The organism is Allobosea sp. NPDC003192, assembly GCF_050275675.1.
Lineage (GTDB): Bacteria > Pseudomonadota > Alphaproteobacteria > Rhizobiales > Beijerinckiaceae > Allobosea.
This window is the reverse complement of sequence record NZ_JBNNPK010000010.1, coordinates 207613-218107: the sequence shown is the minus strand read 5'-3', so window position 1 is coordinate 218107 and position 10495 is coordinate 207613. Positions and strand designations below refer to the sequence as shown.

Genomic DNA, 10495 nt, shown 5'->3' with positions numbered 1-10495 from the left:
AGAGCCGGCCGCGCTCCTCGTCGAAGGCCTTGCCGAGCCCCCGGACCTCGGCGGTGAAATTGCTGACGTAGTCGGGCGAATGAGAAATGCGCGGGGGAACCCCTCTCCCGAATGGGAGAGGGGCAGGGGTGAGGGACCGCCGCTGACCATCAAAGCGAGGCGGCGCCGCTGCGCCTTCTGTTGTTAGGGCAGGCCCTCATCCCTGCCCTTCTCCCACTCGGGAGAAGGGTTCCCCGCGCCTGCCACTTGAACCTCCGCCCACTCGATAAGCGTCAGCGATCCGAGTTTGCCAATTTCACTCCATCCGCGCCGCGGTCCGCATCACCGCCAGCGCCAGCGTCTGCGCTGCCGGCACGATGCTCTCGACCTCCAAGAACTCGTCCGGCGTATGGGCCATGCCGCCGACCGGGCCGACGCTGCATAGCGTCGGGCAGCCCTGCGCCGCGGTGAAGCCGGAATCGGCGCAGCCGCCGGTGTATTCCGCGGTCACCGCGACACCCAGGCTCGCCGCCGCCTCGCGATAGGTGTCGTAGAGCAGCAGCGAATCCGGCGTCTGCTCCAGCGGATGGAACTCGCCCTTGATGATCAGCTTGGCCGAGGTGCCATCGACCACCGGCGTCTCGACGATCTCGCGGATCGCCTCGACCAGCTCTTCGCGCTGCGCTGGCGTCTTGTAGCGCAGGTCGATCTCGCACCAGGCCGAGGGCGCGACAGTGTTGACGGTCTGGCCGCCACCGATCAGCCCGACATTGACGGTGACGCCTGCTTCAAGGTCGGTCAGTCCCTGCAGGCGCGGGATCTTGTGGCCGAGATCGACAATGGCCGAGACGCCCTTCTCGTAATTCGCGCCGGAATGGGCCGCCTTGCCGACGAACTCGGCCCGCATGAAGACGCCCCCCTTGCGGCCCGAGGTGATCGACTGCTTGTGATCGCGGTTGTAGTCGGTGCCTGCCGGAAGCCGGCTCGGCTCGGCGTTGAAGACACAGCGCGACTCGCGCGCGGCCGCCTCGATCACCGGACGCGAGGACGGCGACGCGATCTCCTCATCGCTGGTGGTCAGCATCATCAGCGGCGCCTTGAGGCCACCATTGGCGGCGAAGGCCGCAGCGACAAAGGCTTCGATCACGAGGCCGGCCTTCATGTCGGCGACGCCCGGGCCATAGGCGCGGCCATCGCGGATGGTGAAGGGCCGACGCGTCGGCTCGCCCTCGGGGAAGACGGTGTCGCGATGGCCGAGCAGCAGGACCGGCCGCTGGTCGTTGGCCGTCGGGTTGGGCAGGCGCGCCTTGACCGCGTCGCCAAAGCGAGCGTCGGGCACGATCTCGACGGAAAGCCCGTTCGCCTCGTGGAAGCGCACCAGCACCTGCCCCGCCCGGTCGACGCCCGCCTTGTCGTAGGAGCCTGAATCGGTGTCGACCATCTCGCGCAGCAGATCGATCATCGCCTGCTTGCGGTCGCCCAGCCAGGCGAGGATGCGGGCTTCTTCCTGCGTCGTGTCGGTCATGGTCGGCTTTCCGTGTCTGATGCGGTCGCGAGCTTAGCCAAGCCGCTCCGGCGACGATAGGAGACGCACGCACATCCGTCAGGCCTTCGGCGCGACCCGCCGCGCGAAATCCCGGCGATGTGCGCATGGTTAAGCGAAAATTCAGCGCGAGGAGGCAGACTGCGGACGGGGGATTGGCCTGCCGACAGCTATCGGCCGCCTCCTGACCGCACGCTCACAGGCTACAGCCCGCATGCAGACAGATTCCGCCACGACCTATCTGACGCAGCTCCGGCTGCGCGTCGGCGGCGCCCTGACCTTGCTGCTCTGGTTCTTCGTGCCGACGACGATGCTGGCCTGGTTCGCGACCGGCGGCACCGGGACGTTCACGCCCCTGCTCATCACGATCGGCCTGGCCGCTTTCGCAACCCTGGCCTGCCGGCGCGACCCGATCGGTATGGCGACGCAGATCATCCTCTCGCTGGCCGCCACCGGCAGCGCGCTCGCCTTCACCTATGTGCTGGAAGGGGCGGACTGGCATGAGGCAGGGCATGCGGTGCTGCTGATCATGCTGACGCTCTCAGCGGGCTGGTGCGCCTGGCAACCACTCGTTGCCGTCACGGTCATGGCGTTGGGACATGTGGCCCTCGTCGAGACCGCGTCGCCGCAGCCCAACCTCTCCCTTCAAGACGACAGTCTCTTCCTCGCCTGCGTCGTCATCCAGCTCGGCCTGCTGCTCTGGATCATCAGGCAGCAGAGCCGGACACTCGCGGCGGCGGGCGACATGGCCACGCAAGCACGGAACGACGCCACGGCGCAGGCCGAGGAGCTGCATCAGGCGCAGTTGCGCGACATGGAGCGCGAGGCGGCCCGCCGCCAGGCCACCAAGGACATCGTCTCCGGCTTCAACACGCAGTTCCTCGCCACGCTCGACACCGTGCTGCACGACATCCGCAATCTGAAGGGGCGCGCCGCCGCCCTGAACGAGATCGCCGACATCGCCAATGGCGAGGTCACCGCCGTGGCCTCGACCTCGGAGGAATCCTCGCGCAACGTCTCCGACGTCGCGACGGCAACCGAACAGCTCTCGACCGCGATCACCTCGATCGACCGTCAACTCGCCACCACCCAGACGCTGGTCGCCGACATGAACGGCAGCGCCCGCGCCACCGCAGGCTCGGTCGACCTGCTCGACCAGGCGGTGCAGCGCATCGACGGCATCGTCGCCCTGATCCGCGGCATCGCCGGGCAGACCAATCTCCTGGCGCTCAACGCGACGATCGAGGCGGCGCGCGCCGGGGATGCCGGCAAGGGCTTCGCCGTCGTCGCCGGCGAGGTGAAGAGCCTGTCGCACCAGACCGCGATCGCAACGCAGGACATCGCCGGGCAGATCGCCGAGATCAAGCAGGCGACGGCCGGCGTGGTCGAGACCATCGCCAAACTGACCGCCGGCATGGCCGACATGGACGAACGGACGCTCTCGATCGCCGCCGCGCTGGAGGAGCAGGGCCAGATGACCCATGTCATCAGCCGCAGCATCGCCGAAGTGGCGACCGGCACGGAATATCTGGCGCAGACCACCAACAACATCCGCGGCTCGGCCCACCAGACCCATGAGGTGGCGAGCGCGGTGCTTGCCTCGACCACAGCGCTGGAAGGCAAGGCAGAGGAACTCGGCACCGCCGTGAACCAGTTCCTGCAGCGCGTCTCCGCCGCCTGAGGAACTAGCCGATCGTCCGAAAGACGCCTAGACCGCCATCTCGCGCGCGTTGGCGCCGAGATGAGCGATAGCAGCGGCGACGCCGCCCTCGCCATGCGGGATGCCTTTCGCCTGCAACGCCATCTCGACTGCGCTCAGGCTGCCCAGCACCATCGGCGCGTTGACGTGGCCCATATGGGCGATGCGGAAGGCCTTGCCGGTGAGATCGCCGATGGCGAGGCCGAGCGTCACACCGCAGACCTGCTGCGCGTAGTCGGTGATTCCAGCCGGATCGCCGTCGACGAGGATGGTGGTGACCGAAAGAGCGCGATGCGACGGCTCGACGACATTGAAGCTCAGCCTCTGGCCTTCAGCCCATTTCGCCATGGCCGCCTGCGTCGCAGCGGCCAGCAGGGCATGGCGACGCCAGACAGCCTCGAGCCCTTCCGCAAAGATCATGTCGAGCGCGGCGCGCAGGCCGAACATCAGATGCTCGGGCGGCGTGCCGCAATGCTTCATGTAGAGCAGCGGGTCCATGCGCGCGGTCCAGTCCCAATAGGGCGTGCGCATGTTCGCCTCCCGATGCGCCTGCAGCGCCTTGGCGTTGGCAGAGACGAAGGCGAGGCCGGGCGGGGTCATCAGCCCCTTCTGCGAGGCCGACATCGCGACATCGACGCCGAAGGCGTCCATCTCGAACGGCATGCAGCCGAGCGCTGCGACCCCGTCGACCATGTAGAGCGCCGGATGGCCGGCCGCATCGATGGCGCGGCGGATCGCCGGGATGTCGTTGACCACGCCGGAGGCCGTGTCGATCTGGACCGTCAGGACCGCCTTGATCTCATGGCCGGTGTCGCGGCGCAGACGCTCTTCCACAGCGGCCGGATCGACCGCCGCGCGCCAGGAACCGGCGAGCACCTCGACATCCGCCCCCATGAACCTTGCCATCTCGCCCCAGCCGATGGCGAAGCGGCCACTGGCGAGCACCAGCACCTTGTCGCCGCGCGAGAGCACATTGGTGAGCGCCGCTTCCCAGCCGCCATGGCCATTGGCAGCGTAGAGGAAGGTCTCTCCCTCCGTGCGGAAGATCGCCTTGAGATCGACCAGCAGCGTCTCGGTCAAGTCGACGATTGTCTTCGACGCCAGCTCCTCGGCCGGCCGCATCATCGCCTGGAGCACGCGGTCGGGAATATTGGTCGGACCCGGCATCGCCAGGAGGGCCCGGCCGTTGGCAACACTCATCTAGAACTCCTGCCTTGTGCACTGCGCCCGGCATGACCGGCTGCCCGCGACCGAACAGCGCGAAGCAAAAGCCCTGCTAACCGTGCAGAAATCGTTGCCGGCCGCGGTTCAGCGGCGCGCTTCGGCCGCCATGCGCACGGCAAAGCCGGCGAGCATCGTGGCCATCAGCCAGCGCTGCACCAGCGACCAGAACGGGCGCGTGCGCAGAAAGATGGCGATGCCGCCGGCAGCGAATGTGATCAACGTGTTGACGCTGACCGAGACGATGATCTGGATGAAGCCGAGGATGATCGACTGTGCCAGCACGCTGCCGGCGGCCGGGTCGATGAACTGCGGCAGCAGCGCGAGATAGAACATCGCGATCTTCGGGTTCAGCAGACTGGTGAGGAAGCCCATCATGAAGAGCTTGCGCGGGCCATCGTGCTTGAGCTCTCGGACATTGAAGGGCGAACTGCCGCCGGGCCGGACCGCCTGCCAGGCGAGCCAGAGCAAATAGGCGGCGCCGGCGAGCCTGAGCGCGTCATAGGCGAAGGGCACGGCGAAGAGCAGCGCGGTGATGCCGAAGGCGGCGCAGAAGACATAGAAGACGAAACCGAGCGCGATGCCGCCGAGCGAGATCAGGCCGGAGGCCGGCCCCTGCGAGATCGAGCGCGAGATCAGGTAGATCATATTCGGCCCGGGCGTCAGCACCATGCCGAAGGCAAGCAGGATGAAGGTGACGAGGTTAGTCGTGTCGATCATAGGATTCCCCAGCCTGGAGCTGGCGAACCATGACATTGCCGACGAAAGCCGCAAGACGCGCTCCATGCAGCAGCCGCATCGCCGTCATCCCGGATTGAACAACGCCTGACAGGAGATGGCGGGAACGAGTCACAGTCTGCCGGGTTTCATGGCGCACGATCTCGGGGGGAGACGCTCCATGACCTTGTTCAGCCGCCTGCTCTACTCGGCCATCGCCGGCGCCCTGCTACTGGCCTCGATCCTGCTGATGGCGGTCGCGATCTCGCGGACCTTCACCGGCTTCTGGACCGGCGAAGGCGCGCTCGACACCATGCTCGACGGGATCGGCCTGGTGATCATCGCGGTCGCCGTCGCCGATGTCGGCAAGTTCCTGTTCGAGGAGGAGGTCATCGCAGACCGGGAACTGCGGCGGCCGGCGGAGGCGCGGGGGTCGCTGACCAAGTTCATGACGATCATCATCGTCGCGCTCAGCCTGGAATCACTGGTGCTGATCACCAAGGCCTCACGCGACAAGCCGGCCGACATCCTGTTCCCGGCGCTGCTGATGCTGGTTGCGGTGGCGGCGCTGGTCGGGCTCGGCCTGTTCCAGAAGCTCAGCCAGCATGCGACCGCGGCCATCCCCGACGATGTTGGGGACGACGAGGGCGAAAGCACGCCGGGCAGCCCCGCAAAGGGAAAACTCCAACGCCCCAAAAGGCGGGCGGCCGAGGCCTAGCCCCCCCGGGCCGACGGCTCAGCTCCGCAACTCCACCAGCATCAGATCAGTGTCGTCCGGCTTCGCGCCAGCCGCGGTGAGCATCGCATGCGCCTGGCCGCGATGATGGGTCTGGTGGTTGAAGAAGTGCATGACGAGCACCGGCGCCTGCATCGTCATCTCGCGCCCGTTCAGGCCGGAGAACCAGGTCACATTCCCCGAGAGCCATTCCGGCGAGAGATCTTCCGCCCAGCCCAGGATTGTCTTGTCGAAATCGCGGCGCGCGACCTTCAGCTTCTCCCAGTCCTCGATCATCGAGGCCGACTCGCGATTGGGCACGGCCGGCTTCGGCGTTCCGGCGAAGCGCGACAGCCAGGTCTGGTCGGCCCAGAGCAGATGGCAGAAGGTGCCATGGATCGAGCGGAAGAAGGCGCCGCGATCCTGCCGGCGCGCCTCGTCGGTGAGCGTATCCGCCGCCTCGTAAAGGCTGCGGTTCTGCCAACGATTATAGCGCGCCATGGTCGTGACATAGGCCGTGTCGATCATGATGCGCACACCTTTCAGATCAGATGATGTTCGCCTCGCGCAGAGGCCGACCGGCGACGATGCGCTCATGGCCGAGATCGGCGAGATCGAGCGTCAGGTAGCGGCCGTTGACGATGTGCTCGGCGAGGCCGCGCCCGACCGCCGGGGATTGCTGCAGGCCATGGCCGGAGAAGCCGTTGGCGAGGTAGAGATTGGGAACCCCGACCGCGGGGCCGAGGATGGCGTTGCCGTCGAGGCCGTTCATGTCATAGGGGCCGGCCCAGGCGCGGCCGGGCTTGATCGCCTCGAAGGCGGGCACGCGATGAGCGAGCGGCGCCCAGACATATTCCTCGAAGAACGACCAGTCGACATCCTCGACATCGGCGTCGGTCTCGATCCATTCGCGATCGAGCTCTTCCGGCGGCGAGGAACCGCAGATGAACATCTGGCCGTCACTGCCGCGCTTGCCCTCCGGGCGGACATAGGCGCCGGAGGTGTCGATCAGCAGCGGGCAGTCGTCGACCTCGCCCTTGCAGGTGAAGCTGTAGACATAGCGCTTCATCGACTTGACGGGGATGGCGACGCCGGCTGTCGCGGCGAGCCTGGCGCCATGGGTGCCGGAGGCGTTGACTGCGGCGGCGCAGGCGATGCGGCTGCCATCGGCCAGTTCGACGCCAGTGACGCGGCCGCCCTCGACGACATAACCGGCAACCTCGCCCTGGCGGTATTCGACGCCGAGCGCGCGCGCCTTCTTGCGGAAGGCCTGCAACAGGGCCCAACCGTCGAACCAGCCCTCGCCGCTGACGCCATAAGTGCCGCAGAGGAGATCCGAGGTATTTAGCCAGCTGAATTTGCTGCGCAGCATCTCTGCAGCATAAAGCGCGACATTGGCACCTTCCTGCTGCTGAAGCCTTTGATTCTGTTCGAGAACCTTACGCCCTTCATCGCCTGCGACATAGAGATAGCCGCCCTCGTGCAGATCGATCGACGGCGCCTCACCATCGACCGAGAGGTAGCGGCCGATATTACGCAAAAACGCGATGCCGAAGAGCGAGACGCGGATGTTCACCGCGCTGGAAAACTGCTGGCGGATCGAGGCGGCCGAGAGCGCCGAGGCCGAGAGCCGATAGGTCGGGTCCTTCTCGACGACGATGACCTTGCCCTTGAAGCCGGGATCGCTGGCGAGGTGGTAGGCGACGGAGGAGCCGATCGCGGCGCCCCCGACAATGACGATGTCGGCCGAGGCTGGAGCGGAAGACATGAGTGACCTGCGCAAGCGGTGGTTCGTGATCTCCGCGCATGAATGACGGCTCAACCGGCGCTTGTCGAGAGGTTAGATTCTCGAACCATGTCGTCATTCCGGGGCAGGCCGAAGGCCTGAGCCCGGAAAGACGGTGCAGCAGGTCAGCTCGCGACCTCGCATTCCCCGACGAGCCAGTCGCGGAAGGCGACCACCGCCGGCAGGCTCGCCTTGGCCTCGGGGTAGACGAGGTAATAGCCTTCCGGGCCGCGCACCGGCCGATCCACCGGAATGACCAGCGCGCCCGAGCGCAGTTCATCCTCGACCAGGAAGCGCGGCACGATGGCGACCCCGAGCCCAGCCACCGCCGCCTGCGCCACCATGGCAAACTGCTCGAAGCGCGGCCCCATCAGCGCCCGCTCCGGCGGCAGGCCCTGCTGCTCCAGCCAGTTGGCCCAGGCGCGCGGGCGGGTCGACTGTTGCAGCAAGGGCTGGCGCAGCAGATCGGCAGCCTCGCTGATGCCGCCCCGCGCCACCAGCGCCGGCGCCGCGACCGGCACGACCTCCTCGCCCATCAGCCGGTGCAGCCGCGCGCCCGGCCAAACCGGATGGCCGAAATGGATGGCCGCATCGGCCGGATCATGGGCGAAGTCGAAGGGCACGAGCTTGGTCGAGAAATTGATGGTGACGCCGGGATGCGCCTCGGTGAAGCGCGGCAGCCGCGGGATCAGCCAGCGCGTGCCGAAGGTCGGCAGGATCGCGAGATGAAGCACGCCAGCGCCGCCGCGGAAGGCCATGGCCGAGAGCGTCGCGGCGGCCAGTCGCGAGAGCCCGTCGCGCACCTCGGCGGCATAGGCGCCGCCGGCCGGCGTCAGGCTGACGCGCTTCTTCACCCGCTCGAACAGCTTGAGGCCGAGATTCTGTTCCAGCAGCGCGATCTGGCGGCTGACGGCGCCCTGCGTCAGGTTGAGCTCCTCGGCGGCGCGCGTGAAGCTGCCATGGCGCGCCGCTGCCTCGAAGGCGGCGAGCGCCGAGAGCGAAGGCACCGAAAGGCGGCCGGGAACGATCTCCGAGGTCATGATCTCAACTCATCAAGTCGTGAGAACATATCGATTGCGGAGAGCGGCTGGAAGAGGGCATTCTACCGCTCGAATGCCGGGCTGCATGTCGTGGCCCAATACGAGCCCTCATCCTGAGGAGCCGCGTAGCGGCGTCTCGAAGGATGCTTCAGATTGCACCGTTCCGGCGGGCTGGAGCATCCTTCGAGACGCGCTTCCTTTGGAAGCGCTCCTCAGGATGAGGGCTGTGGTTCGCCGGCGATCAGGATCAGAGCACCCATGACGACCTCCCTTCCGAACGATGCCCTCGCCTTGCTGAAGCGTCTCGGCGTGCCCGAGAGCGCCTATGCCGGCGCCGGCCTCAACGCCCGCTCGCCGATCACCGGCGAGAGCGTCGCGACACTGCGCGAAACCTCGCCCGCGGAAGCCGAGGCCGCGATCGGCCGGGCCCAGTCCGCCTATCTCGCCTGGCGCAAGGTGCCGGCGCCGCGGCGCGGCGAGTTCGTCCGCCTGCTCGGCGAGGAACTGCGCACGCACAAGGCCGATCTCGGCCTGCTGGTGACACTCGAAGCCGGCAAGGTCACCTCCGAGGGCCTCGGCGAGGTCCAGGAGATGATCGACATCTGCGACTTCGCCGTCGGCCTGTCGCGCCAGCTTTATGGCCTGACCATCGCGACCGAGCGCCCGAACCATCGCATGATGGAGACCTGGCATCCGCTCGGCGTCTGCGGCGTGATCTCGGCCTTCAACTTCCCGGTCGCGGTCTGGTCGTGGAATGCTGCGCTCGCCTTCGTCTGCGGCGACAGCGTCGTCTGGAAGCCGTCGGAGAAGACCCCGCTGACCGCGCTCGCCGTGCAGGCCATCGTCGAGAAGACGATGAAGCGCTTCGGCCCCGAGGCCCCGGTCGGCCTCTCGGAAATCCTGATCGGCGGCCGCGAGATCGGCGACATCCTGGTTCAGGACCATCGCGTCCCTGTCGTCTCCGCCACCGGTTCGACCCGGATGGGCAAGGAGGTCGGCCAGAAGCTCGCCGCCCGCTTCGCCCGCGCCATCCTCGAGCTCGGCGGCAACAACGCCGCGATCGTCGCGCCTTCCGCCGATCTCGATCTCGCGCTGCGCGGCATCGCCTTCGCTGCGATGGGCACCGCCGGCCAGCGCTGCACCACTCTGCGCCGCCTGATCGTGCATGAAAGCGTCTATGACGCGCTCGTGCCGAAGCTCGCCAAGGTCTACGGCTCGGTGAAGATCGGCGATCCGCGCGAGGCCGGCGTGCTGGTCGGCCCGCTGGTCGACGAGGCCGCCTATCAGGGCATGCAGAAGGCTCTGTCCGAGGCCAAGGCCGAGGGCGGCAAGGTCCATGGCGGCGAAAAGGTCGATGTCGGTACCGGCGGCTTCTATGTCCGCCCAGCCCTGGTCGAGATGCCCAGCCAGTGCGGCCCGGTCGAGCGCGAGACCTTCGCCCCGATCCTCTATGTGATGAAGTACAAGTCGATCGACGAGGCGATCGCCATTCAGAACGCTGTCGGCGCCGGCCTGTCCTCTTCGATCTTCACGCTCAACATGCGCGAGGCTGAGCTGTTCGTCTCCGACGAGGGTTCGGATTGCGGCATCGCCAACGTCAATATCGGCCCGTCCGGCGCCGAGATCGGCGGCGCCTTCGGTGGCGAGAAGGAGACGGGCGGTGGCCGCGAGGCCGGCTCGGATGCCTGGAAGGCCTATATGCGCCGCGCCACCAATACGCTGAACTACGGCACCACGCTGCCGCTGGCGCAGGGCGTCAGCTTCGACGTCGACGCCTGATCAAGATCAAGGGGAG

Annotated in this window: 9 protein-coding genes; 3 read left to right on the top strand and 6 right to left on the bottom strand. The window is 67.2% G+C overall.

The genetic code is table 11. The features are described 5' to 3' along the window. Positions 1–295 precede the first annotated feature (295 nt). Positions 296–1504: a M20 family metallopeptidase gene (locus tag ACQKLX_RS15970; RefSeq protein WP_427362544.1), complete on the bottom strand. Its 1209-nt coding sequence runs from the start codon at positions 1502–1504 to the stop codon at positions 296–298. 232 nt (positions 1505–1736) lie between these two features. Between ACQKLX_RS15970 and ACQKLX_RS15965 the strand changes: the two genes are divergently transcribed. Beyond that, on the top strand, positions 1737–3203 hold the full coding sequence (locus ACQKLX_RS15965; RefSeq protein WP_427362543.1) for a methyl-accepting chemotaxis protein: 1467 nt from the start codon (positions 1737–1739) through the stop codon (positions 3201–3203). Positions 3204–3230: 27 nt separating this feature from the next. On the opposite strand, the gene ACQKLX_RS15960 is transcribed toward ACQKLX_RS15965, so the two are convergent. After that, entirely contained in the window at positions 3231–4421 is a 1191-nt protein-coding gene (locus ACQKLX_RS15960; RefSeq protein ID WP_427362542.1) for a pyridoxal-phosphate-dependent aminotransferase family protein, read from the bottom strand. 108 nt (positions 4422–4529) lie between these two features. Then, a complete protein-coding gene (locus ACQKLX_RS15955; protein WP_427362541.1) occupies positions 4530–5162 on the bottom strand; it encodes a LysE family translocator in 633 nt (210 codons plus the stop codon). A gap of 178 nt (positions 5163–5340) precedes the next feature. On the opposite strand from ACQKLX_RS15955, the gene ACQKLX_RS15950 reads away from it, so the two are divergent. After that, positions 5341–5877 carry a GNAT family acetyltransferase gene (locus tag ACQKLX_RS15950; protein WP_427362540.1) on the top strand — a complete coding sequence of 179 codons (537 nt, stop codon included), beginning with the start codon at positions 5341–5343 and terminating at the stop codon, positions 5875–5877. Between the two features lie 18 nt (positions 5878–5895). Here the strand turns inward: ACQKLX_RS15950 and ACQKLX_RS15945 are convergent, their stop codons facing one another. The 3 genes from ACQKLX_RS15945 to ACQKLX_RS15935 all read right to left on the bottom strand — a co-directional run bounded on the left by ACQKLX_RS15945 (position 5896) and on the right by ACQKLX_RS15935 (position 8700). Next, positions 5896–6402, bottom strand: a complete 507-nt coding sequence (locus ACQKLX_RS15945; RefSeq protein ID WP_427362539.1) for a DinB family protein — start codon at positions 6400–6402, stop codon at positions 5896–5898. A gap of 19 nt (positions 6403–6421) precedes the next feature. Beyond that, entirely contained in the window at positions 6422–7642 is a 1221-nt protein-coding gene (locus ACQKLX_RS15940) for an NAD(P)/FAD-dependent oxidoreductase (RefSeq protein ID WP_427362538.1), read from the bottom strand. A gap of 143 nt (positions 7643–7785) precedes the next feature. After that, a complete protein-coding gene (locus ACQKLX_RS15935) occupies positions 7786–8700 on the bottom strand; it encodes a LysR family transcriptional regulator (protein WP_427362537.1) in 915 nt (304 codons plus the stop codon). A gap of 258 nt (positions 8701–8958) precedes the next feature. Between ACQKLX_RS15935 and amaB the strand changes: the two genes are divergently transcribed. Then, on the top strand, positions 8959–10479 hold the full coding sequence (gene amaB / locus ACQKLX_RS15930) for an L-piperidine-6-carboxylate dehydrogenase (RefSeq protein ID WP_427362536.1): 1521 nt from the start codon (positions 8959–8961) through the stop codon (positions 10477–10479). Positions 10480–10495: the final 16 nt, after the last annotated feature.

Bases quoted from the DNA above. Each gene is read 5' to 3' on its own strand.
- ACQKLX_RS15970 (WP_427362544.1), bottom strand. From the start codon at position 1,504: ATGACCGACACGACGCAGGAAGAAGCCCGCATCCTCGCCTGGCTGGGC.
- ACQKLX_RS15965 (WP_427362543.1), top strand. From the start codon at position 1,737: ATGCAGACAGATTCCGCCACGACCTATCTGACGCAGCTCCGGCTGCGC.
- ACQKLX_RS15960 (WP_427362542.1), bottom strand. From the start codon at position 4,421: ATGAGTGTTGCCAACGGCCGGGCCCTCCTGGCGATGCCGGGTCCGACC.
- ACQKLX_RS15955 (WP_427362541.1), bottom strand. From the start codon at position 5,162: ATGATCGACACGACTAACCTCGTCACCTTCATCCTGCTTGCCTTCGGC.
- ACQKLX_RS15950 (WP_427362540.1), top strand. From the start codon at position 5,341: ATGACCTTGTTCAGCCGCCTGCTCTACTCGGCCATCGCCGGCGCCCTG.
- ACQKLX_RS15945 (WP_427362539.1), bottom strand. From the start codon at position 6,402: ATGATCGACACGGCCTATGTCACGACCATGGCGCGCTATAATCGTTGG.
- ACQKLX_RS15940 (WP_427362538.1), bottom strand. From the start codon at position 7,642: ATGTCTTCCGCTCCAGCCTCGGCCGACATCGTCATTGTCGGGGGCGCC.
- ACQKLX_RS15935 (WP_427362537.1), bottom strand. From the start codon at position 8,700: ATGACCTCGGAGATCGTTCCCGGCCGCCTTTCGGTGCCTTCGCTCTCG.
- amaB (WP_427362536.1), top strand. From the start codon at position 8,959: ATGACGACCTCCCTTCCGAACGATGCCCTCGCCTTGCTGAAGCGTCTC.